Origin of the sequence: Burkholderia sp. AU18528, assembly GCF_002223215.2 — a bacterium.
Taxonomy (GTDB): Bacteria; Pseudomonadota; Gammaproteobacteria; order Burkholderiales; family Burkholderiaceae; genus Burkholderia; species Burkholderia semiarida.
Genome location: NZ_NKFC02000006.1, coordinates 170,976 through 194,152 on the forward strand (window position 1 = coordinate 170,976; position 23,177 = coordinate 194,152).

The following is a 23,177-nucleotide window of genomic DNA, read 5'->3' on the forward strand; positions in this document are numbered from 1 at the left end:
ATAATGCTTGCCATGCAAGGTCAGGCGCCCGTGGGCGGCCGGCCGACGAGTGGCCGGCGCGCTTGCCGGCGGGTCCCCCGAGACGAGAATCCCGATGCGCAATCCGAATATCGACAGCTTGCTGACGAAGCTGCTGGGACAGGCGAAGACCGACGCCCTGTTCTCGACCCTGAACATGCCGGCCATCCTCGAGGAGTGGGAGGACGGCGTCGTGACGCGCGCGGAAATCGCGCAGGCGATGAACATGGCGCTGTTCGAGGGGCTGCTCGAGCGTTCGGCGAACGGCCGCGCGTACACGGCCGACGCGATTGAAAGCGGCGGCTCCGTCTATTTCGACCACGGCGCGCTACGCACGGTGCGCTGGCCGCATACGGGCGCGCTGCCGCCGGGCGAAGCTGCATTCACGCGTATCCTGCGTCCGCTCGGCTTCCGGCTGAACGGCCGTTATCCGCTCGACAAGCTCGGCATGACGGGCCGCGCGTACGCGCATGAAGACGCGCCGGACGAAATCGCGCAGTTCTTCGTCAGCGAACTGCATCCGGAGCGCTTTTCGAAGGAATTCCAGCAGGCCGTGACGAACGTGGTCAGCTCGTCGCGCGACCCGCTGTCGCCGGCGGCCGTCGCACTGCTGTGGGAGGTCGAGCGCGAAGGCTGGCTGCCGCTGGAAGCCGCGCACGCGCTGCTGCCGGAAATCGTCGGCGCGTTCGCGCGTCAGCACGACGTGCCGAACGAACTCGACTACGAGACGCTGCTGATGGAATCGGCGGAAATGGCGTGGATCGCGACCGAGGGCAATGCGTTCAATCACGCGACGGACCGCGTCGCCGACGTGTTCAAGCTGTCCGACGACGAGAAGGCGAAGGGCCGGCCGATGAAGCCGGAAGTCGAGCGCTCGCGCTCGGGCCGCGTGTTCCAGACGGCCTATCGCGCGGATACCGTCGAGCGAGAGTTCCGCACGCGCGACGGCGGCACCGTGAAGCGCAACGTGCCCGGTTCGTTCTACGAGTTCATCACGCGCAAGCGCACGTTCGACCAGGCGTCGCGTCGCTGGGTGACCGACCTGCGCTTCGATGCGGGCAACGCGCAGGGCATCTTCAAGATGACGGCGAACGCGGCGAAGTAAGCGCTTCGCGTCGCGCGGCAGGGAGGAAAGCAGAAGGGCCGGCGGCTGGTTTCAGCCGCCGGCCCGTTTGCGTCGACGGGGCGTCGCGTGCGTCAGAACAGGTGCGTGACCAGATAAAACAGCACCAGCAGCCCGATCGGTACGCCGAGCAGCCATGCGATCAGATATTTGCCCATGTCGTTGTCCTCCTCGTGGCCGCGACGCGGCGTGCGTCGCGGCAGGGTGAGACGACTGGCGCGTTACAGCTCGCGGTCGAATTCCTTCAGTTGCTTCTCGGCTTCGTCGCGGGCGATCCCGTAACGCTCCTGGATCTTGCCGGCCAGATAGTCGCGATTGCCTTCCGCGACCGCGAGATCGTCGTCGGTCAGCTTGCCCCACTTGGCCTTCAGCTTGCCGGTGAGCTGCTTCCACTGGCCCTGGATCTTGTCCTCGTTCATCGTGTACTCCTTTCATAAGGGGAGAAAAGTGCGGCGCTCGGCCGCGGGGTAGCTCAGGCCTTGGCCTTCAGGCCGGACGCGTCGACGTGCTTCACGCCCTTGATCGCACGGGTGACGGCGATGGCCTTCTTCACGGCGGTCTTCGTCTGCAGCACGCCCGTCAGCGTGACGACGCCGTCCACCGTCTTCACGCTGATGTCAGTGCTTTCCACGCCCTTGGTGGTCGCGAGTTCACTCTTTACCTTGGTCGTGATCCACGTGTCGGTGACAGGCTGGTTCGATTCGGTCGCCATGCCGCTGTCGGTCGACGATGCCTGGGCATGCGCGTTCGTGAGCGGGGCCGCGGAAAGCAGGAACGCCGCGCTGACGGCGAGCAGGGTCGAAAGGTGCGAGGTCTTGTTCATTGATGTCCTCCTTCGATTGGCGGGTTGAATCAATCGGTGGGCGAGCACGGATCGTTCCCGTGCATTCCGGCGCATCGCGCGGCTTAGCGCGCGATCGGCGTGTCGTAACCGGGCTCGCGCGGCGGCATGTCCGGGCGCGGCACGTCGGGCGGCAGCGGCACCGGCGGATCGGTGCCCGGCGCCGGTTCGGGCGGATTGTCCGGGGCCGGCTCGGGCCGCGTCGGATCGGGTGTCTGATGCAATTCCATCCTGGTGTCCTCCCTCTGCGGTATGAAAGGGCAGCGCATGAGCGCCGATGCAGTACCAGCGTACCGACGCGAACGCGAGCGGACATCGCGCAAATTCACCGGGTTGGCTAGTGCGCTTGCACCGGGGGACGGAACACACGGGCGGGAACGGCACATGCACCACGACCCGGGCAACCCGCCGTGGCGGGCGCGCAGGCCGCGCCGCCTCATTCGGCGGGGCACCGCACGATCAGCGGCGGCGTGCGAATGTACTATTCGGGGTAGTGCATCCGCGCCTGTCGCGCCGTTGCCCGGCACACGATCATCGCCGCACGCGGCGGCTGGCATGTGCCGCTGCCACGGGCGCTCGGCCGGCGCGCATGTTGACCGCTCATGTTGACGACAGGGACGACGATTCGATGAACGAACCAGTAGACGAACAGGTGCTCAAGTCGCATACCGACCGGCGCCAGCTGCACCAGATCATTGCGGGGCTCACCGAGGGCGTGATCCTGATCGAGCCGGACCAGCGGATCGTCTGGGCGAACGAGGCCGCGCTCGCGATGCACGGGGTGACCGAGCTTAAGGCGCTCGGCGCGGACGTCACCGAATACCGCGAGCGATTCCGGCTGCGCTACCGGAACAACCATCCGGTGCGCGACGGGCACTATCCGATGGATCGCGTGATCGCCGGCGAGGAGTTCAGCGACGTGACGGTCGAGGTCGAATCGGCCGCCGACGAGTCGGTGAGCTGGGTGCATCGCATCCGCAGCCTCGTGCTGACGAACGCGGCCGGCGAACCCGACTGCCTCGCGCTGGTGCTGCACGACGCGACCGAATGGGCGAGCGCCGAAGAGCGCTTCGAGCGCACCTTCAACGCGAATCCGGCGCCGGCCGTGATCTGCCGGCTCGACGACTTGCGTTACGTGAAGGTCAACCAGGGCTTTCTCGACATGACGGGCCACGCGCGCGACGACGTGCTCGGCCGCTCGGTGTACGAGGTCGACGTGCTGGATCAGGCCGAGCGGCGCGAGCTGGCGATCGAGCGGCTCGGCGAAGGCGCGACCATCCCGCAGATGGAAGCCGTGCTCAAACTTGCCGACGGCAGCACCAAGGCGGTGGTCGTCGCCGGGCAGCCGATCGACATGAACGGCGAGGCGTGCATGCTGTTCACGTTCATGGATCTCGAGCCGCGCAAGCAGGCCGAGCGCGCGCTGATGCAAAGCGAGGAACGCTTCGCGACGGCCTTCCGGATGGCGCCGGTCGCGACCGCGATCGTCACGGCCGACCGTTTCGAGCTGCTCGACGTGAACGATGCGTTTGCCGCGATGACGGGCCACGCGCAGGCCGACCTGCTCGGCAAATCCGCGGACGAGATCGGGCTGTGGGCCGAACGCGGCGCGTGGTCGCGGATCGAAGGCCGGCTCGCGCGCGACGGCCACGTGCGCAACGTGGACGTGCAGATCCGCACGCGCGACGGCGACGTGCGCGATTGCGTCGTGTCGGCCGACCCCGTCGCGATTCACGGGCGCGACTGCCTGCTCGTCGCGCTGCTGGACATCAGCGACCGCAAGCGCACGGAGATGGAGCTCGTCTATGCGATCGAGACCGCGATGCAGGACGCGTCTTGGTTCAGCCGCACGCTGATCGAGAAGCTCGCGAACGTGCGGCGCGCGAATGCGCCGGATGCGGGCGCCCAACTGTCCGACCTGACCGCGCGCGAGCGCGACGTGTTCGACCTGCTGTGCCACGGCCTCGCCGACAAGGAGATCGCCGGCCGCCTCGGGCTGGCGCCGAACACCGTGCGTAATCACGTCGCGACGATTTACGCGAAGCTCGACGTGCACAGCCGCGCCGAGGCGATCGTCTGGGCGCGCGAGCGCGGCATCGTCGGCGCGGCCGAAACGAACGGCGCGCGCGGCGACAAGGGCGGCGCGAAAGGCACGGACTGACGGGATCGGTGCGAATGCACCATGCGCACTGGTGCATCCGCATCTGCCGCCCGTGGCCGCCGCTTGCGATCCTGTCCGCTCGGCGGTGCCGCGCAGGCCGCTGCATTGCCGGCTTTCCTCAACCATCGCAGGAGACGACCATGGACAGGAATCGCATCGAAGGCAAGCTCAAGCAGGTCAAGGGTTCGGTCAAGGAAGCACTCGGCAAGGTGACGGGCGACCGCGAGACCGAAGCGCAAGGCGTGGCCGAGCAGCAGGCCGGCAAGCTCCAGGAGAAGGCCGGCGAGGCCGCCGATGCGGTGCGCAAGCATACGGGCACCGATCGGCACTGACCGATGACGCGGCGCCCGCCGTGGGCGTCGCGAAGGCCGGCCGGGCCGGCGCCGCGACGATGATGCGCGGCCGGCATGACAACGACCGGCCTTTACGCTGCGGCGCGGCCGCCATTCCCCACGGAATACCGCCATCCACGGCCGCCGCCGGACGGCCGTCGATCGGCCATCAGCACGGAACTTGATGACAAATCCTCACGACATAGTTCCGATATTTCGTTTGCTGGACGGGTATTGGCTACCCACAATCCCTTCACCTCTTTCGCGATGAAAGGTTCTTCGGAGACGGAGCCGCGGTGATCGTCCGGCCGGATCGGCGTGTCGCACGCACTCCGGCACGGAAAGGCATCACCGGCGCGCAGGAGGTTGCCGACGCGTGCCAGTCTCGCGTTGCATCCCGACCCATAGAAAGAAGGATTGCCATGACGTTCCGCATTCGTTCGCTTTCCGGCGTCGCGCTGACCGCCGCGCTTTTCGCATTCCAGACGGGCGCGGCCCATGCGCAGGAGACGATCGTCAAGGTCGGCGTGGCCGGCCCGCTGACGGGCGGCGGCGCGGCATACGGCAAGGACATCGAGAACGGCGTGCGCATGGCCGTCGACGAAGCGAATGCGGCGCGGACGACCGTCGGCGGCAAGCCGGTGAAGTTCGTCGTCGCGTCGCAGGACGACCAGAGCGATCCGCGCACCGGCGTGCAGGCCGCGCAGCAGCTCGCCGACGCGCAGGTGGCCGTCGTGATCGGCCACTTCAATTCCGGCACGACGCTGCCGGCGTCGGAGATCTATGCGAAGGCCGGCATTCCGATGATCACGCCGTCGGCGACCAATCCCGACATCACGCGCGCGGGGCTCGACACCGTGTACCGCGTGATCGCGACCGACACGCAGAACGCCGGCAACGCCGGTGCGTACGCCGCGAGCGTGACGAAGGCGAAGCGCATCGCGATCATCGACGATCGCACCGCGTTCGGCCAGGGCGAAGCCGACGAATTCGAGAAGGCCGTGAAGGCGAACGGCGGCACGATCGTCGCGCGCGAATTCACGAACGACAAGGCCGTCGACTTCAGCGCGCAGCTCACGAAGATCAAGAGCGCCAATGCCGATCTCGTGTTCTTCGGCGGCCTCGACGCGCAGGCCGCGATGCTCGTGAAGCGCATGCGCCAGCTCGGCATTCGCGCGCAGTTCCTCGCGGGCGGCGGCGTGATGAACGCGAACTTCATCAAGCTCGCCGGTAATGCGGCGGAAGGCGCGTCGGTATGGGAGTACGGGCAGCCGCTGTCGCGTCTCGCGAAGGGCAAGCTGTTCGAAACGAAATTCAGGCAGAAGTACGGCGTCGACATGCTCGCGTATGCGCCGTTCGCGTACGACGCGACGTGGATCGCGATCAACGCGATGCAGAAGGCGAACTCGACGAAGCCGGGCGATTTCAACGGCGCGCTGAAGGGCACGCGCTACGACGGCATCACGGGCACGATCGCGTTCACGAACACGGGTGACCTGAAGAACCCGAGCTCGACGCTGTACGAAGTGAAGAACGCCGCGTGGCAGCCCGTCACGACGAAATCGGCGGACTGAACGCAACGCGTGAGCAGGCTTTCGCGGCGATGCCGGACGTGCTGAAATAGCCGGGCGATCGCCCGCGAAGTTTGCTCGCGGGATGCCCGCGAGTCGCGGCACGCATCATTTTCAGGCCCTGAGCCTTTTACGTGCAACCGGAGTCAGTCGTGAGTTCTCAAGTCGTCATCGTCGGCGGTGGTGTGATCGGCAGCTCGATCGCTTATTTCCTGCGCGCCACCGATCCCACGGTCGCCGTGACCGTGATCGAACGCGACCCCACCTATGCCAAATCGTCGTCGGCGCTGTCGGCCGCGTCGATTCGCCAGCAGTTTTCCACGCCGTTGTCGATCGAGATGTCGCTGTTCGGCATCGACTTCCTGCGCACGATCGGCGAGCGGCTCGAAGTGGACGGCCACCGCCCGTCGATCGACCTGCACGAGGGCGGCTACCTGTTCCTCGCGACGCCGGCTGGCGACGCGACGCTGCGCGAGAACCATGCGCTGCAGACGCGCCTCGGCGCCGATATCCGGCTGATGGACGGCGACGCGCTGCGCGCGAAGTTCCCGTGGCTGAACGTCGACGATCTCGCGTCGGGCGCGTACGGCGTGAGCGGCGAAGGCTGGTTCGACGGCTACGGGCTCGTGCAGGCGCTGCGCAAGAAGGCGCAGGCGCTCGGCGCGCGCTACGTGCCGGCTGACGTGAAGGACGTGGTGCGCGACGGCCGCAGGATCACGCATGTCATGACGGGCGACGGCGAGCGCTACGCGTGCGACACGCTCGTCAACGCGGCCGGTGCGTGGACGCGCACGCTGTCGTCGATGATGGGCATCGACATCCCCGTGTATGCGCGGCGGCGCAGCATCTTCAACGTATCGTCGCCGGCGAAGCTTGCCGATTGCCCGCTGCTGATCGATCCGACCGGCGTGTATTTCCGGCCGGAAGGGCGCACGTATATCTGCGGCACGTCGCCGAGCCCGGATCGCGACCCGGACGACCTGCCGCTCGACGAAGTCGACCACGACCTGTTCGACGACGTGATCTGGCCGACGCTCGCGCACCGCGTGCCGGAATTCGAGGCGCTGCGCGTCGAGCATTGCTGGTCCGGGTACTACGAGTACAACGTGTTCGATCACAACGCGATCATCGGCTACCACCCCGAACTCGACAACGTCGTGTTCGCGAACGGCTACAGCGGCCACGGGCTGCAGCAAGGGCCGGCGACGGGGCGGGGCGTCGGCGAACTCATTCTGGGCGGGCGTTACGACACGCTCGACCTGTCGTCGCTCGGCTGGGCGCGCGTGCTCGAAAACCGGCCGATCGTCGAAAAGAACGTCGTGTAGTGCGGCGTAACCGCCCGGTATGGGGTGGGCGGGATTCTCCTTGTGTCTCAAACCCGTTGGCCCGACTTTGTCGGGCCTTTTTTCGCCGCGTGCGTCAGCCAACGCCGTAGACGGCGTCGCGCAGATCGAGCGTGTACTGCCCGTTCATCCCTTCGTAGAGCGTGTTCGACAGCGACACGACGGTGAGCCCGCGTGCGCGATCGACGAACCACGAATGACCGTAGACGCCGCCCCAGCGCCACGTGCCGACGGATTCCGGCGACGCGGCCGCCTGCGGGTCGCGCAGCACCGAGAAGCCAATCCCGAAGCCCGCGCCCGGCAGGTCCGGCAATTCGAGATCGCCGGTTTGCACGCGGCCCATCTCGTCGACCAGCTCGGCCGGCAGAATCGCACCGCCGCCTGCGCGCAGCGTGTCGAGCACCGTCAGCACGTCGCCGGCGGTGCCGACCATTCCGGCGCCGCCCGACGGGAACGCATGCGCATCGAGCGCGCGCGACGGCGAGTACGTGACGCCGACGAACCCTTCGTCGATGGGCACCGTCTCGTTCTCGGCGAGCCGGTGCGGCTGCGGCGTGTCGTTGACGTACGGCGTGGCGAGCCGGGCGGGATCGCGTGCGACGAAGCCCGTATCGCGTGCCCCGAGCGGGCGCAGCACGAGCGCATCGATCGCATCGGCGAGCGGCATGTCGCAGACGACCTCGATCAGCGCGCCGACGACGTCGATCGACAGCGAGTAGTTCCAGTTGGTGCCGGGCGCGAACAGCAGCGGCACGCTCGCGATCCGGCGCAGGTTTTCGGCGAGCGTGATCGATGCGCGATCGAGCCCGTCGGAGACGCCCGCACGTGCATACGGGCCATTCGCGTCGGTTTCATTGAAACGATAATCGAGGCCGGCGGTATGCACGAGCAACTGGCGCACCGTGATCGTCGGCACGCGGCCGTCGGGCAGCGCCGGACGGAACTCGGGCAGCCAGCGCGTGATGTCTTCGTCGAGCGACAGCTTGCGTTGCGCGACGAGCGCCATCGCCGCTGCCGAGACGATCGGCTTGGTGACCGACGCGAGCCGGAACAGCGTGTCCTCGCGCATCGGCGTGCGCGATTCGCGATCCGCGAAGCCGGCCGCGCGGCGATAGACGAGTTCGCCGTCGCGGGCGACGAGCACCACCGCGCCGACGAGGCGCTGCGTGTCGAGCTGGCGGGACAGGACCGCGTCGATGCGCTCGGCGAGCGCGGGATCGGTTGACGACTGCAGTGACGATGCGGGAGAAGAGGTCATCGAAAGTTCCGTCGTGAAGGGGGCCGATCGACATGTTAGGCGGCTGCGGCCGCACGCGTCGTTAACCCTTACACGGAACAGGGCGATGTGCGCGGTACCGGCCGGCGTCGACGAGCACCGGGCGCGGCGGCAGGCAAAATAGGCGCCAAGCGGCCGGCGGCGTTCGTTAGAATCTGCTTTCGTCGAGGAAATGACGCAGTTGCATGGTGCAGAGCAGTATCGAATCGAAGACGCTGCTTGTCCTGATTCCATCGTTCATCTTTCGCCGGAGGCGAGCATGCCAGGTTTACTTCCCGATGTTGACCGCGAGGGGCTCCTCGAATATTCGGTGGTGTACACCGATCGCTCGGTCAACCATATGTCGCAGCGCTTCCAGGGTGTCATGCGCGACATCTCCGCCACGCTGAAAAAAGTCTACAACGCGAAGTCGGTCGCGATCGTGCCGGGCAGCGGGACGTTCGGCATGGAAGCCGTGGCGCGACAGTTCGCGACGAACAGGAAGTGTCTCGTGATCCGCAACGGCTGGTTCAGCTTCCGCTGGTCGCAGATTTTCGACATGGGCGGCATTCCGTCGGAGGCGACGGTGCTGAAGGCGCGCCCCGTCGAAGCCGGCAGGCAGGCCGCCTACGCACCGGCGCCGATCGACGAAGTCGTCGCCGCGATCCGGGAAAACAAGCCCGATCTCGTGTTCGCGCCGCACGTCGAAACCGCGTCCGGAATCATGCTGCCCGATGCGTACCTGCGCGCGGTGGCCGATGCCGTGCATGCGGTCGGCGGCATGTTCGTGCTCGATTGCATCGCGTCGGGCACCGTGTGGGTCGACATGCAGGCGAGCGGCGTCGATATCCTGATCAGTGCGCCGCAAAAGGGCTGGAGTGCGTCGCCGTGTTGCGCGATGGTGATGTTCAGCCCGCTTGCGCGCGAGCGCATCGATTCGACCACCAGCACCAGCTTCGCGTGCGATCTGCGCAAGTGGCTGCAGATCATGGAAGCGTACGAGGGCGGCGGGTTCGCGTATCACGCGACGATGCCCACGGACAGCCTCACGACCCTGCGCGACGTGATGAAGGAAACCGACGCATACGGCTTCGACAAGGTGAAGGCGGAACAGCTCGAACTCGGCGAGCGCATTCGCGCGCTACTGACGGAGAAGGGGATCAGGAGCGTGGCCGCGAAGGGGTTCGAGGCGCCGGGTGTCGTGGTCAGTTACACCGACGATGACGGGATTCGCACCGGGAAGAAGTTTGCCGATGTCGGTTTGCAGATCGCGGCGGGCGTGCCGTTGCAATGCGACGAACCGGAGGACTTCAAGACTTTCCGGCTCGGGTTGTTCGGTCTCGACAAGCTGCATGATGTCGATGGCGCGGTGAAGCGGTTTGCCGATGCGTTGAACCGGATCGTTTGAGGCGGTTTTGCGGCGAGGGTTGCTTCGGTGGTCGCCGCTCGTGTGTTGAGTGGCGGCTTTCGAGTCGTTGAAAACGCAACCATTCTGGATCGTGACATGACAGAAGGCGCACTAACGTTTGCCAGTCAAGCCGAATGGGAAAGCTGGTTGGGGCGGAACGGCGGCACGTCGACCGGAGCATGGCTGCGGCTCGCGAAAAAAGGCGCGGGGCAGCGAACCGTCACCTATGAAGAGGCGGTGGAAAGCGCCCTCTGCCACGGCTGGATCGATGGCCAAAAGAAGGCCGAGAGCGAGCAATACTGGTTACAACGCTTTACCCCGCGCTCGGCGAAAAGCATCTGGTCCAAACTCAACAAGGACAAGGCCGAAGCGCTGATCGCCGCAGGCAGGATGCGCGCGGCCGGCATGGGCGAAATCGAGAAGGCGAGGAAGGACGGCCGTTGGGAGGCGGCTTATACGTCGGCCAGCAACTCGATCGTGCCGGACGACTTGCAGGCGGCGTTGGACGCCGATCCGAAAGCCGGGAAGTTTTTTGCGACACTGAACAGCCGTAATCGCTATGCGATCCTGTTTCGGATACAGAACGCCAGGAAGCCGGAATCACGGGCGCGCAAAATCGCGGAATTCATCGACATGCTGAAGCGGGACGAGACTTTTCATCCGTAGAGGGTGGGTTTCCGACGGAGATTTCGTCGAACGCGATCGGCGCGTGAATTGTTCCGATCGCCATATGAATGGGAAAACGGGAATGGGAGCAAGAATGCATATCCGTGCATCGGCGTTCAGCTTTCGTCGCGCGACGCTGGGCGCCGCCATGGCGCTGACATTGTCGTGGTTCACCGCTGCGCAAGCGCAGGGCTGCGCACCGGATAGCGTAGCTCCCGAGTGCTTGCTGCAACGTAGTCAAGATGAATTTCAGCAAGCAGACGACGAATTGAACCGCACTTACCAAAAGGTATTGAAGTCGCTGTCTCGGCCACGTGACGAGTACGTCGACTATCCAGCACTCAAGGTGAAATTTGTCGCGGCTCAGCGGCAATGGATCCGTTTTCTCGGCGACGAGTGTTCCGCTTGGTATCTGATAAACGAGGCAGGCGCGGATCGTAATCTTGATCTACTGACTTGCGAAATCGACAGAACACGTGATCGTACGCGTCAATTGAACGCGTGGCTCAAACAAGTGAGCCATGGTTAGTGCGGCGCTAGATAAAGACAGAATGAGTGCCGGGAGCGCGGCTAGCGTCAGGCTTGTTACGTGGTGCACCGGGATGATAGCTCGGATATAACGGGGGAAACGAGCGATGGTGTCGAAAAGCGTCCGCAGAGCGACGGCAGACGATGTCCCGGTACTGACACAGATCCGGAACGATGCACATGCAAAGAAGGTCGCGCATGGCGACCACGTATGGGGCAAGGAACGCGACGGCTTCTCCGAACGGTGGGTACGAAACCACGTCGCCGAGAAAGCCGTGTACGTCGTCGAACAGGATGGCACGCTGGTCGGAACGTTCTCGCCCGACTTCGACGACGACAGGCACTGGGGGCCCACGCGCCGATTGCGGGCTACGTGCACGGCCCTGCGTGCGGAAAGGTTTCAACGGGCTCGGCAGCTTCATGCTCGACGGGTGCGCTCATGAGGTGAGCCGCTTGAACCGGCGTTTGCTTCGACTCGACTGCGGCGCTGAAAACATGACGCTCTGCGCTTACTACGAGTCGCTGGGCTTTGTCCGCGTCGGATTGCAAACGGACGGTATTGCCTGGTCCCTGTACGAAAAACCCGCCAGTTCGGTCCGCCGGTGATCGCGGGGGGGCAGCAGCAAACATCGGCGACGGATTCCACGTCAGCCGGGGTCACACGATCGAACATCATGCGTTCACGAACGATCGACGTCGTCCGAAGCCGCGTCACCGTTACCCTGCTACGCCGGCAAAAGGCCCGCTTTACGATAATTGTCGATCAGTGAGTCATAGAGCGAAAGATCGGCGCGACTCCGCGCGATGAGCTGGGCGCCGGCGATGGCGGCGAAGATTGCCCGCGCCCGCTGTTTGCTCTCCCGGGCGCTGACCACTGCCGCAGCGGACAGCACCTTGCTTAACCACGCCACGTTGACGTCGGCGAAGGCCAGAACTTCTTTCATCACGACTTCCGGCAGATCGTCGGTTTCGGCGGCCATGAAGCTGCAAAGACACAGGCGGTTGCCGGTCTCGAGCGCCTTGCGGAAGGTATCCGGATAGCGGCGCAGGCAGTCCAGCGGATCGCGCGATCGGGCCAGCATGTCCTCCAGCGCCGCCGCGGAATCCTCCCAGTAACGCCTCGCCACCGCGGCGCCGAGATCGGCCTTGCTTTCGAAGTGGTGGTAGATGCTCGCGGCCTTGATTCCCACCTCGCTGGCGAGATCCCGATAGTTCAACCCGCCGTAGCCGTGCGTCTGCGCGAGCCTCGTGGCGGCTGCCAGAATTCTTTCTCTCGAGTTCGAGCTCGCGTCGTTCGTCACTGCTTCAGCCTCCGCGTGCAGGAAATGGATGTTGACACCCCGGATTCTACCTTATATGGTTAACCTAACAAACGTTAGGTAGTTTCGCCGGCGACGTGTTTCCGCGTCGTCCGATCCAGTGCAACCGACTCCGGAGCGCCCCTGCAATGACTTCCAGTAACGTCGACTTCGACACAGCCCAGCTGCCCATGATGAAGATCCACGATTTCCCGACAGGGCCCTATCCGACACGCGTGCGCATTGCACTGGCCGAAAAGGGGCTGCAATCGCGCGTCCAGTTCGTGATGGTCGATCTTTACAAGGGCGAGCATAAAAAGCCCGAGTTCATCGCCAGCAAGAATTATTCGGGTACGTTGCCGGTTCTGGAACTCGATGATGGAACGTGCATTGCCGAGTGCACGGCCATTACCGAATACCTCGACGCGCTCGACGGCGTACCCACGCTCACCGGCACCACGCCACGCGAAAAAGGGGTCATCCACATGATGAGCAAGCGCGCCGAGTTGGAATTGCTCGACGCGATCAGCGTCTATTTCCATCACGGCACGCCGGGGCTGGGGCCCGACGTGGAGACGTATCAAAATCCGGAGTGGGGATTCCGTCAACGCGACAAGGCGTTGAGGGGCATGCGCTATTTCGATGCCGTTCTGCAACGGCAACCGTATGTCGCGGGCGAGACGTTCTCGATGGCCGACATCACCGTCATCGGTGGTTTGATCTTTGCGATGCTCGTGAAGCTGCCAGTGCATGAGGAATGCGAAGCACTTCGAGCCTGGTACGCGAGAATGCTGGAGCGCGAGAGCGTCAGGAACCAGCCGGTGTTTGCGATGCTGGCCTGAGCTGCCCCTGCGTCGGTCGATAACGGGCGGATGAGGCGAGCGAACGGACGAGCGCGCTACCGCGTCAAGCGATACAAAACATCGGGACAACGCTCCTCGTTTCTGCTTCCGTCGCTGTACGCAATGGCAACGAACCCGTGCTGCTCGTAAAACGCAGCAGCATCGTGGTTCATTTGAAACGTATGGAGCTGGAGCGAGCCATCCGTTTGCGACTTCACCGATTCCAGCAGGGCAGTGCCCATCCCTTGCCGTTTGAATTCGGGGCACACGTACAATTGCTCGAGCCATGTCACGCCGTCGGTGGCAGCGTGTGCGGCCATGCCGATGATGTGGCCATCGTTCACGGCAACGGTAACGTTGCCCGACGGAACAAGCATGTTGGCAACCCAATCGCAGACGGTTGCTTCGGCGTGCGCGAGTGGCGCATAGGATGCCAGCGTGTCGCGCGACCGAAGATAGACGTCGGCCACCGCTGCGGCATCGGCCATCGTCGCGCGACGCAAGATCAGGGGCATGGTTCGGCCACTCCGAAGTCGTCAAGGAATGCTCGACGATAGCAGCATGGCATCGAACTTCCAAGGTCGTGTGGAATGCTGCTGAAGGGGCGGCGGAAATCGGCAAGTCCGCGCGATATATCGAGTTTGCAGCGCGGACAATTGGCGCAGTGTCCGGCCAATTGCGGCTACTCACCTGGCGCGCCTGATGGCTGCTTTCGGGTCGCAATCTGCCGTCGCTACAGCCCACTGGTGAGGCATGAATCGCAATCCGAGCATTTCGCGGGCGTATCGAGAATGGTGTAGAAGCTCTGAGTAAAATGGCATTCTTGTCGCGCACGGGACCCATATGTTCACACCGGAATTTGTAAACGAAGAACTGCGCCAGTTTGCCCTAGTAGCAAACCACAGCTTGGAAACGGAGGAGGCCGCTTGTCTAAGCATCGAGTACAACCGAGCGCGCATCGTGCACGGTCGATCGCATCTGCCTTCGGCGTCCTGGAAATGTCAGCTTGTCTATGATGTTCGTGGGCAATCGGTGAGTGAAGTGACGATCGACCAGGTCAGGGCAGCGCTCTGCGACGTAGCTACTGTGGAGTTCAAGCGCTGATGGGCATTCAGGTCATAGTTTCCGCCGGGAGCCGAGCAGAGGTAGTAGAGAAATTGGGAAATGCGGCTCCATTCGCCGAGATCTTTCCATTGTCGGGAGGCAATTTCGGGATTTCCATCCCGTTCAAAGTCGTCGACGATATTGGCGAACAGCTCGTACTCGGCTGCATCTCGGCTCTCAAGTATTTCGATCTCTGGGCGGGCGAGTGGAAGCCACCGCAGTAGAGCCTACGCTCGCTTGCGAAAGAACAGCAATAGCTCGTACGCCACGTCATGAGGGTCGGCTTCCGGGTACCCAAACGGCCGTCGGCATCCTTGTTATCGAACGGCGGCAACGGGTCCTTTGGAGCCGGCACCGGACCACCGCCGCATGTGGCAACATTGCGGCCATCGCTACATCACACCACCGTGATGACTGATCGATCCATCGGAGGGAACTCATGTTCGACCACGTCAAGTTCGGCGTCAGCGACTACGCCGCCAGCAAGGCGTTTTTCCTGAAGGCACTTGAACCGCTGGGCGCCGAAATTGTCGGGGAAGGTGAGCCGTCGTACGGGATCGAGATCGGACTGCCCAGCAAGTCTTGACTGTGTTTGTTCCCGACCGACGAGAAGCCGGCGCCTCTCCACATCGCGTTCGCGGCCGACACGCGGCAGCAAGTCGATGCGTTCCATCGCGCGGCGCTGGAGGCCGGCGGGAAAGACAATGGCGCGCCCGGGCTGCGGCCGCATTATCACGCGAACTACTACGCGGCGTTCGTCATCGCTCCGGATGGACACAATATCGAGGTGGTGTGTCATCGGGCGGAGGGGTGATGCGCTGGATCGGTAAAACGCTCGCGGCGATCGCAAGCATGGCGCTCGTCGGCATCGCCTGCGTTCAAGCAGCGCCCCGCGAAACGGCATTCCCGCGCTTCACTCAGACGGAAGGCAAGCTCGACGGCGACGGGCTTCCGCTTTCCGGCGTGAAGCTCTGCGTGCTGCCCGACCGTGCGCCGTGCTTCGAGATGCCGCCGGCGCCGCTTCCCCATTCTTCGAAGGAGTGGTACCAGTTCGGCCTGAATCCGCGGTCCGAGCGCTTACCGATTGCATCGGGCGGCTCGTGGGTGTTCTTCTCGGGGATGTTCTCGGGTGGCGGCAGCGGGATGCTGGAGCGTGTGGCCGTGCTGCGTGTCGGCGCGAACGGCAAGATCGAGAACCTGATGCCGACAGTCACCCAAACGGAGATGGCCGATCGCGCGATGTGGAGCTTGCCGCAGGTGTCGCCGTATCCGCTGTTCGTCCGGGCCGACTATGTATGGGGCAAGGACGAGAATCATTTCGGTCAGCACTTCTTCGAAGTCGACGCGTGGATGTTCGATCCCGCCGCCAATCAATACGTGAAGCGCTTTTCCTACCGCACGAGCAAACGCTACGACAGGGGCGAGGGCGCGGACCACGTGTTGACCGCCGAGCGTCCGGAGATACTGCGGCGCCTTGCCGCCGGCAAGTAACGCAGCTATCGACGCATTTCTCCGTACGTTTCCTTGCACACCTCGCGTAGCGCGTCGACGAGCAGATCGCGCGCGGGCGAATGCGAATCGGCGGAGCGCGTGAACAGCGCAATCGGCGGCAGCGTCCACACCAGCGAATAAGGCACGATCGCCACGCCGGCGATCCGCACCAGTTCTTCGGCGATATCGGCCGGCACGATCGACACGGCCTCGTCGCTCGACGCGATCATTTCGCCGATCAGCTTCGACGAGTAACTTTCGACGATCGGCACGGGCGGCGCGATGCCGGCCGACAGGAACAGGTCGGTCACCTGTTCGCGCATCGGCGTATGCGGCGCGCCGAGAATCCAGTCGAGCGCGTGCAGCTTGTGCCAGTCGAGCGGCGTGCGGGCGAGCTTGGCGGCCAGCCGCCGGCTCGCGATCATGCGCGGCTGCTGCTGGTACAGCACTTCAAACGAGACCTGCCCGAGATCGATCGCCGACGACGCGCGCCCGATCACGATGTCGACACTGTGATCCCGGAGTTGCAGCAGCAGCTGATCGCTGGTGCCTTCGTGAATCGTCACGGTCAGGCGCCGCTCCATGCGCGCTTGCAGCCGCTTCAGCGCGGCCGACAGCATCTGGCCGGAGATGAACGGAATCACGCCGATGTGCAGATGAGCCGCATGCCCGGCGGCGACGGCCTCCATCTCGCGGGCGAGGTGGTCGAGATCCTTGATCATCGCCTTCGCGCGCTCGAGCACGACCGCGCCGAGCGCGGTGGGCCGCATGCCGCGCGACGAGCGCTCGAACAGCGGCGTGCCGAACATGCTCTCCAGCTCGGACAGCGCGTTCGTCACGGCCGGCTGGCTGCTTGCCATGTGCTCGGCGACGCGCGTCAGCGATCCGTGCTGCTGGATCTGCAGCAACAGCACCAGATGCCGAATCTTCAGACGCGCGCCGAGCCGCCTGACCACGTCGTTTGCGTCAAAATTCATTGACTGGTCATGCATTCATCATGAAAAAGTGATGGGCCGATATTAAAACAGAATCATCACGTTATGGCGGATCCCTAGAATCACCTTCATGGATCGCGCCGGGACTGGCCTGGCGCCCACGCCGGGACGAAAACATGAAACAGACAGAGACACAGCAGCAGGCCGCTTTCGACTATCACGAATTTCCGACCCCCGGGAAAATCTCGGTCGTCGCGAGCAAGCCGCTGGTGACCCAGCGCGATCTGGCGCTGGCCTATACGCCCGGCGTGGCGAGCGTGTGCGAGTCGATCGCCGCCGATCCGCTGACGGCGCACCGCTTCACGAGCCGCGGCAACCTGGTGGGCGTGATCACGAACGGCACCGCCGTGCTTGGCCTGGGCAACATCGGCCCGCTCGCGTCGAAGCCGGTGATGGAAGGCAAGGCCGTACTGTTCAAGAAGTTCGCGGGCATCGACGTGTTCGACATCGAGATCAACGAAACCGACCCGGACAAGCTGGTCGACATCATTGCCGGCCTCGAACCGACGTTCGGCGGCATCAACCTCGAGGACATCAAGGCGCCGGAATGCTTCACCGTCGAGCAGAAGCTGCGCGAGCGCATGAAGATTCCCGTCTTCCACGACGACCAGCACGGCACGGCCATTACCGTGTCGGCCGCGTTCATCAACGGGCTGAAGGTGGTCGGGAAATCCATCAAGGAAGTGAAGGTCGTGACGTCGGGCGCCGGTGCGGCCGCGCTGGCGTGCTTGGACCTGCTGGTCGACCTCGGGCTGCCGGTGGAAAACGTGTGGGTGACCGACATCGAAGGCGTCGTCTATCGCGGCCGTACCACGCTGATGGACCCGGCCAAGTCGCGCTTCGCGCAGGAAACCGACGCGCGCAAGCTCGCCGACGTGATCGGCGGCGCGGATGTGTTCCTCGGGCTGTCGGTCGGCGGCATTCTCACGGCGGAGATGCTCAAGCAGATGGCGGCGCGCCCGCTGATTCTCGCGCTGGCCAACCCGACGCCGGAAATCTTCCCGGAACTGGCGCACGAGACGCGCGACGACGTCGTGATCGCGACGGGCCGCTCGGACTACCCGAACCAGGTCAACAACGTGCTGTGCTTCCCGTACATTTTCCGGGGCGCGCTGGACGTGGGTGCGACGACGATCACGCGCGAGATGGAAATCGCCGCGGTGCACGCGATCGCGGGGCTGGCCGAGGAAGAGCAGAACGAAGTCGTCGCGGCGGCCTATGGCGCGTACGACGTGTCGTTCGGCGCCCAATACCTGATTCCGAAGCCGTTCGACCCGCGCCTGATCGTGCGGATCGCGCCGGCCGTGGCGAAGGCGGCGATGGAAGGCGGCGTGGCGACGCGTCCGCTCGCGAATCTCGATGCGTACGTCGAGCAGTTGCAGCAGTTCGTCTATCACTCGGGTGCGTTCATGAAGCCGCTGTTCGCGACCGCGCGCCAGCTCGTGCGCGACGGCGGCAAGGCGCGGATCGTGTTCACCGAAGGCGAGGACGAGCGTGTGCTGCGTGCGGTGCAGGTGATCGTGGACGAGAAGCTGGCGCGGCCGATTCTGGTCGGGCGTCCGGAGGTGCTGCTCGCGCGCATCGAGCGGTTCGGGCTGCGTTTGCGGCTCGGTCAGGACGTCGAAGTGACCAATCCGGAATACGACGAACGTTTCCCGCAGTACTGGACGAAGTATTGGGAAATGCGCTGCCGCGACGGTATCTCGAAGGAAATGGCGCGCGTGGAAATGCGCCGCCGCCTGACGCTCATCGGCGCGATGATGGTGCAGCTCGGCGACGCGGACGGGATGATCTGCGGGACGGTGGGCGAGTATCACAATCACCTGCGTTTCGTGGACGAAGTGATCGGCAAGAAGCCGGGTGCGTCGACCTACGCGGCGATGAACATCCTGTTGCTCGATCAGCGGACGGTGGCGCTGGTGGATACGCACGTGAACGACAACCCGGATGCGGAGCAGATCGCTGAATTCACGATCGCGGCGGCGCGGCAGATGGAATGGTTGAACCTGACGCCGAAGGTCGCGCTGCTGTCGCGGTCGAATTTCGGGTCGGGGAGTGCGGCTTCGGGCGTGAAGATGCGCCGGGCGCTGGAGATCATGCGGGAGCAGGCGCCGGATATCGAGGCCGATGGCGAGATGCATGGCGACTGCGCGCTCGATGAAGGGCTGCGGGCGAAGCTGCTGCCGATGTCGCCGTTGAAGGGTGCGGCGAATTTGCTGGTCTGTCCGAATGTGGATGCGGGGAATATCGCGTACAACCTGCTCAAGACCGAGGCGGGGAGCAATGTGGCGGTGGGGCCGTTCCTGTTGGGCGTCAATGCTCCTGTGAACATCCTTACGTCCAGCGCCACCGTGCGGCGGATCGTGAATATGGCTGCGTTGACGGTGATCGAGGCGAATCGGGGTGTGGGTGGGTGATTGAATGGCTTCGTGGGGCGGCTGAGGCCGCCCTTTGTTTGTCAGCTTCGGCCATGAGCGGCCGTCGTGACGGTGCCAAGCAATGTCTGCCCTAAGCTGGCACCCAAGCCAAGAATCTTGGAGCAACTCGTGACAAGTCCTCCTATTCAATCACCCCATTGAGAATTGTCCCAATCTTCGCGATTTTCTCGTAATCGAATTGATTTAACAGTTGTTTTCATTGCTATTGCGGAATTGCTTGGGTATCGATTATTTTGGCGCCGATTCGTTCAGAGGTGCTATCTACCCATGTCAGTTGTCAAAAAAGTTCCGTACTACCAGATGGAATCGCGCCTTTTATATTCCGGAAAGCATTGGAAATGCTATTCAGGCATCGTCGGGTGCGTTCCCATCGACACGCAGCAAAAGATCTCGTTCGCTAGGCTTGCGCCAAATGAGCAGCCACCGCCGCCTCCGCCCAAGATAGCCGATCGAGTCGCAGCGCAGAAGCCGCGAGCCCCGGCTCCAGCACCGGTTAAGTCACCCGCCAAGCCACAGCCGAGCGACAAGCCTCAAGACGCAGAGCAAGCCGACAAACTGCCCGAGTTCGATCTGCAGGATATCCCCAACGCGATGGACAGGGCGGGGTGGCCAATTTCGGCTAAGTTGGCGCGAAAGTGGTTGGCGAGTCCCAAGCATATCTACAACAACAAGCTCAACTCACCGCAGCCGATCGACGACACGACAGTCACTCTGGAGTGGGCGTTGAGATTTAGTGGTGCATCCTGGCGATTCAAGCAACTCGTCCGGCAAGCGATTTACACGGAGAAAGCTGCTGAAGCAGTCAAGAATGCGCTGGTGCCCGTGATCGAGAGGGTTTTTTCTGCCGGAAAGATGAACGCAGCGGGTATCGTGATCGACACTGCTCCGTTTCTGACGGATCTGCTTCAGTTTCATATCGCCTGGAGATTTCAGTTCCAGTCGGTATCATCCTTTGCCACCCTCGACGGAACGGCTTTGACCGATCTAACCGGCGCTCTGGGAAACTTCAATTTCTACGCTGCTGTTGGGAGGGCGACCGTTACCGGTGAGCGCTACTACAAGTACGAGGGTAAGAACACAATATTCTGTCTCGAACCGGTTGCACAGATGACCCACATCTATGTCTACATCAAGGACAGCTACTCGTTCAACGACGACTCGCCTTCCAAGAGCCAGTACCTCGGTCACTGGAACAAGAGCGGGATGGTTTTGTCCTATGCCGCGGCCATCAACGATCTCTTTAAGAGCAGTAACTTTAACGTTGGGAGCTCGACCATTGAGGAGTGGCGCTATCTCCCTGAGGGAGAAGAGATCGATAAGCCGATCGACAAACGAACCAGTCGCTTTCGGAAATTTCGAGTGAAAGATGTCTACTGGCCGGTGCATAACAAGACGTACCGGGACTGGAGGTCGGTGCATAATCGTGGTGGCGACTTCATGGTCTACAGCAAGCCAAAGCTCATCAAGCTGGACAGGCCGATCATTTTGAAAATTGACACCGTATGCAGATCCATTCCGGCCGAGCAATGAAAGGGGCCATGACCATCCTCAAAGTAGTCTTGTCCGTGAGCGCCATATACCTCGTTGTCGATATCGCGTGGCTGTGCTTGCCACTCAACGTGAGGAACGGAATCGTACTTGTCTCGGCGATGAATACGAAGCCGGCGATCTTCGCCATCACGTCGATCATCTTCGGTTTCTACCTGTACCGGCGCGTCAGAAATTTCAACCGTTTCAGCCGAGCGAAGCGCGCAGGCCTCGCGATCGTCACGCTCGTTTTTTTTGCGTTCGTCTACCTGGTAGGATTTCGCGGGATCATGGCTGACCGTACCGATTGTCAGCGCTTCAACTACAACGTCAAGATGAATGGCGGTGTCAAGCACGTTGACGGCACAACCTACATCATCAACATCTGCGGGAGTGGTGCTCCGGGCAATGGTTTTTTCGTGGATCAGAATGAGCAGGTCAAACTCGTCGTCAGCAATGCACACGGCTCGACGCTCGCCACTCGACTATTTTTCGTTTTTTGGGACGGCCGGCCGGGGGAAGAATCGACCATCATCCGTAAGAACAAATTGATTTATTTCGACGCATCGGATGAGTACGACAGTGAAAGGTCGATCTCGCTGCCACCGACCACGCTCGATTGGATCGCGGCGAGAATTCCGATTTGGCTTCGCTGAGAACGCCCTCGATGCCGTGGTGGTCGTCGCGTTGAAGCGGCGCCGCCCACGATTCACGATTCTTGCTGAACCGCCCAAGCCAAGAAAGCCGTGGCGATCATCATGACCACCCGGGCGAAACAACCACCCGAATCAAACACCCGTTCGGCAACCCGTCCCCGAACCCCACATCATCCCCGCACCGCCAACACGCACCCCACCGCGATTTAATGACCAAACCGCAAGACCTAGTGCATAGATATCGTTTGCCGAGCCCTTAATGACTATCGACAATCGTGGCTCGAATTCACCGCCGCGGCGCCAGAAGCGCCTTGGCGGCCGGCACTCGACGGCTATCCCGGCCGTCCGCGCCCACCCGCTCACGACGACATGTACGCGTTCACGCCCTCATTCCAAAACCCTGCCGGCTCGCCGATCCGCGAGTTGTTCAAGTACCTGTCCGAACCGGGCATGATTTCCTTCGCGGGCGGTTATCCGGCCAGCGACCTGTTCGATGTCGACGGCCTGAACGCGGCCGCCGAACGCGCGTATGCCCAGCCCGTCCGCTGCCTGCAATACGGCCCGACCGACGGCCTCGCCGAACTGAAGCAGCAACTGATCGCGCTGATGGCGCGGCGCGGCGTCGCATGCACGCCGGCCGAACTGCTCGTCACGACCGGTTCGCAGCAAGGCCTCGACCTGCTGCTGCGCGTGATGGTGTCGCCCGGCGACGTCGTGCTGACCGAACAACCGGCGTACCCGGCCACGCTTCAAGCCATGCGTTTGCAACAGGCGCGCATCGTGACGATCCCCGTCGACGGCGAAGGCCTCGACGTCGATCGTCTCGGCGAACAACTCGCGTCCGGCGCGATCGCGCAGCCGAAGCTGCTCTACACGGTCCCCACCTTCGCGAACCCGACGGGCGCGACGCTCACGCGCGAACGCCGGCTGAAGCTGCTGCGTCTCGCGGTGCAATACCGTTTCCTGATCGTCGAGGACGACCCGTACGGCGACCTGCGCTTCGCGGGCGAACCGGTGCCGTCGATGCTCGCGCTCACCGGCGAGGTGGACGGCGCACGCGACTGGCTCGTGCATTTCGCGAGCCTGTCGAAGATCGTCGCGCCGGGTCTGCGCGTGGGCTGGACGATCGCGCCGGCCGAGATCGCGCGGCGCTGCGTGATCGCGAAGCAGACGGTCGATCTGTGCAGCGCACCGTGGACGCAGGCCACCGCCGCCGAATATTTGGCGGACGGCGCGCTCGAACGCCATCTGCCGCGCATCACGGCCGCGTACCGGATCAAATGCGACGCGATGTGCGACGCGCTGCGCGACGGGTTCGGCGATGCGATCGAGTTCCATCGTCCCGAAGGCGGGATGTTCGTGTGGGCGCGAATCGGTGCGGTGTCGTCGGACGTGCTGCTGCAACAGGCGATCGCGCACAAGATCGTGTTCGTCCCCGGCAAGGCGTTCTTCGCGGACAACGTCGACGCGGCGTCGCTGCGCCTGTCGTTCGCCGCGCCGGACGTCGACGCGATCCGGGAAGGCGTCGCGCGCCTCGTGCGTGCGTATGGTGCGGCGCGGGCCGCGTAAGGAGACATCGG

22 protein-coding genes and 1 pseudogene are annotated in these 23,177 nt (G+C 63.5%); 16 read left to right on the plus strand and 7 right to left on the minus strand.

All coding sequences use genetic code 11. The annotated features are described in order from the left end of the window. Positions 1–94 precede the first annotated feature (94 nt). Positions 95–1,123, plus strand: coding sequence for a DUF1338 domain-containing protein (locus CFB52_RS17560; protein WP_060315991.1), 1,029 nt, complete (start codon positions 95–97; stop codon positions 1,121–1,123). Positions 1,124–1,362: 239 nt separating this feature from the next. On the opposite strand, the gene CFB52_RS17565 is transcribed toward CFB52_RS17560, so the two are convergent. The 3 genes from CFB52_RS17565 to CFB52_RS34655 form a co-directional block, all read right to left on the minus strand. Next, positions 1,363–1,560, minus strand: coding sequence for a CsbD family protein (locus CFB52_RS17565; protein WP_059579817.1), 198 nt, complete (start codon positions 1,558–1,560; stop codon positions 1,363–1,365). A 53-nt stretch (positions 1,561–1,613) separates the two neighbouring features. Continuing rightward, a complete protein-coding gene (locus tag CFB52_RS17570; protein WP_059579819.1) occupies positions 1,614–1,964 on the minus strand; it encodes a BON domain-containing protein in 351 nt (116 codons plus the stop codon). A gap of 83 nt (positions 1,965–2,047) precedes the next feature. Continuing rightward, a complete protein-coding gene (locus tag CFB52_RS34655) occupies positions 2,048–2,212 on the minus strand; it encodes a hypothetical protein (protein WP_180278224.1) in 165 nt (54 codons plus the stop codon). 398 nt (positions 2,213–2,610) lie between these two features. Here CFB52_RS34655 and CFB52_RS17575 point away from each other — a divergent pair, with 398 nt between their 5' ends. From CFB52_RS17575 to CFB52_RS17590, 4 genes are all read left to right on the plus strand, one after another. Beyond that, positions 2,611–4,143: a helix-turn-helix transcriptional regulator gene (locus CFB52_RS17575; protein WP_059579822.1), complete on the plus strand. Its 1,533-nt coding sequence runs from the start codon at positions 2,611–2,613 to the stop codon at positions 4,141–4,143. A gap of 140 nt (positions 4,144–4,283) precedes the next feature. Then, complete coding sequence (locus CFB52_RS17580) at positions 4,284–4,475, plus strand: CsbD family protein (protein WP_059579825.1); 192 nt, start codon at positions 4,284–4,286, stop codon at positions 4,473–4,475. A gap of 422 nt (positions 4,476–4,897) precedes the next feature. After that, complete coding sequence (locus tag CFB52_RS17585) at positions 4,898–6,049, plus strand: branched-chain amino acid ABC transporter substrate-binding protein (RefSeq protein ID WP_099317056.1); 1,152 nt, start codon at positions 4,898–4,900, stop codon at positions 6,047–6,049. A gap of 149 nt (positions 6,050–6,198) precedes the next feature. After that, positions 6,199–7,371 (plus strand): FAD-binding oxidoreductase, encoded by a 1,173-nt coding sequence (locus tag CFB52_RS17590; protein ID WP_099317057.1) that lies wholly within the window; start codon positions 6,199–6,201, stop codon positions 7,369–7,371. Between the two features lie 94 nt (positions 7,372–7,465). On the opposite strand, the gene CFB52_RS17595 is transcribed toward CFB52_RS17590, so the two are convergent. After that, a complete protein-coding gene (locus CFB52_RS17595; RefSeq protein ID WP_099317058.1) occupies positions 7,466–8,647 on the minus strand; it encodes a serine hydrolase in 1,182 nt (393 codons plus the stop codon). A 277-nt stretch (positions 8,648–8,924) separates the two neighbouring features. Here CFB52_RS17595 and CFB52_RS17600 point away from each other — a divergent pair, with 277 nt between their 5' ends. From CFB52_RS17600 to CFB52_RS17610, 3 genes are all read left to right on the plus strand, one after another. Beyond that, positions 8,925–10,052, plus strand: a complete 1,128-nt coding sequence (locus CFB52_RS17600) for an aminotransferase class V-fold PLP-dependent enzyme (protein WP_099317059.1) — start codon at positions 8,925–8,927, stop codon at positions 10,050–10,052. 96 nt (positions 10,053–10,148) lie between these two features. After that, complete coding sequence (locus CFB52_RS17605) at positions 10,149–10,718, plus strand: YdeI family protein (protein WP_099317060.1); 570 nt, start codon at positions 10,149–10,151, stop codon at positions 10,716–10,718. A gap of 94 nt (positions 10,719–10,812) precedes the next feature. Then, positions 10,813–11,247: a lysozyme inhibitor LprI family protein gene (locus CFB52_RS17610; RefSeq protein ID WP_226094116.1), complete on the plus strand. Its 435-nt coding sequence runs from the start codon at positions 10,813–10,815 to the stop codon at positions 11,245–11,247. Between the two features lie 724 nt (positions 11,248–11,971). Here the strand turns inward: CFB52_RS17610 and CFB52_RS17620 are convergent. Next, positions 11,972–12,547 carry a TetR/AcrR family transcriptional regulator gene (locus CFB52_RS17620; RefSeq protein ID WP_099317061.1) on the minus strand — a complete coding sequence of 192 codons (576 nt, stop codon included), beginning with the start codon at positions 12,545–12,547 and terminating at the stop codon, positions 11,972–11,974. A 146-nt stretch (positions 12,548–12,693) separates the two neighbouring features. Here CFB52_RS17620 and CFB52_RS17625 point away from each other — a divergent pair, with 146 nt between their 5' ends. Continuing rightward, on the plus strand, positions 12,694–13,386 hold the full coding sequence (locus tag CFB52_RS17625) for a glutathione S-transferase (protein ID WP_099317062.1): 693 nt from the start codon (positions 12,694–12,696) through the stop codon (positions 13,384–13,386). A gap of 56 nt (positions 13,387–13,442) precedes the next feature. Here the strand turns inward: CFB52_RS17625 and CFB52_RS17630 are convergent, their stop codons facing one another. After that, complete coding sequence (locus CFB52_RS17630; protein WP_099317063.1) at positions 13,443–13,901, minus strand: GNAT family N-acetyltransferase; 459 nt, start codon at positions 13,899–13,901, stop codon at positions 13,443–13,445. Between the two features lie 588 nt (positions 13,902–14,489). On the opposite strand from CFB52_RS17630, the gene CFB52_RS17640 reads away from it, so the two are divergent. The 3 genes and pseudogenes from CFB52_RS17640 (at position 14,490) to CFB52_RS17650 (ending at position 15,981) form a co-directional block, all read left to right on the plus strand. Then, a complete protein-coding gene (locus CFB52_RS17640) occupies positions 14,490–14,714 on the plus strand; it encodes a hypothetical protein (protein ID WP_089465370.1) in 225 nt (74 codons plus the stop codon). Positions 14,715–14,929: 215 nt separating this feature from the next. Further along, a pseudogene (locus tag CFB52_RS17645) lies at positions 14,930–15,304 on the plus strand (VOC family protein). Beyond that, the gene (locus CFB52_RS17650) at positions 15,304–15,981 is read left to right on the plus strand and encodes a hypothetical protein (RefSeq protein ID WP_059579883.1); all 678 of its coding nucleotides are present in this window, start codon (positions 15,304–15,306) and stop codon (positions 15,979–15,981) included. The pseudogene CFB52_RS17645 and the gene CFB52_RS17650 overlap by 1 nt, the downstream one beginning before the upstream one ends. A 5-nt stretch (positions 15,982–15,986) precedes the next feature. Here CFB52_RS17650 and CFB52_RS17655 read toward each other — a convergent pair whose 3' ends face one another. Further along, complete coding sequence (locus CFB52_RS17655; RefSeq protein ID WP_059579885.1) at positions 15,987–16,958, minus strand: LysR substrate-binding domain-containing protein; 972 nt, start codon at positions 16,956–16,958, stop codon at positions 15,987–15,989. Positions 16,959–17,092: 134 nt separating this feature from the next. Between CFB52_RS17655 and CFB52_RS17660 the strand changes: the two genes are divergently transcribed. The 4 genes from CFB52_RS17660 (at position 17,093) to CFB52_RS17675 (ending at position 23,166) form a co-directional block, all read left to right on the plus strand. Continuing rightward, positions 17,093–19,393, plus strand: coding sequence for an NADP-dependent malic enzyme (locus CFB52_RS17660; RefSeq protein ID WP_099317064.1), 2,301 nt, complete (start codon positions 17,093–17,095; stop codon positions 19,391–19,393). A gap of 288 nt (positions 19,394–19,681) precedes the next feature. After that, positions 19,682–20,944: a DUF6402 family protein gene (locus CFB52_RS17665; protein WP_180278225.1), complete on the plus strand. Its 1,263-nt coding sequence runs from the start codon at positions 19,682–19,684 to the stop codon at positions 20,942–20,944. Between the two features lie 8 nt (positions 20,945–20,952). Continuing rightward, the gene (locus CFB52_RS17670) at positions 20,953–21,597 is read left to right on the plus strand and encodes a hypothetical protein (RefSeq protein ID WP_257220497.1); all 645 of its coding nucleotides are present in this window, start codon (positions 20,953–20,955) and stop codon (positions 21,595–21,597) included. Between the two features lie 369 nt (positions 21,598–21,966). Continuing rightward, the gene (locus tag CFB52_RS17675) at positions 21,967–23,166 is read left to right on the plus strand and encodes a PLP-dependent aminotransferase family protein (RefSeq protein WP_099317066.1); all 1,200 of its coding nucleotides are present in this window, start codon (positions 21,967–21,969) and stop codon (positions 23,164–23,166) included. Positions 23,167–23,177 lie beyond the last annotated feature (11 nt).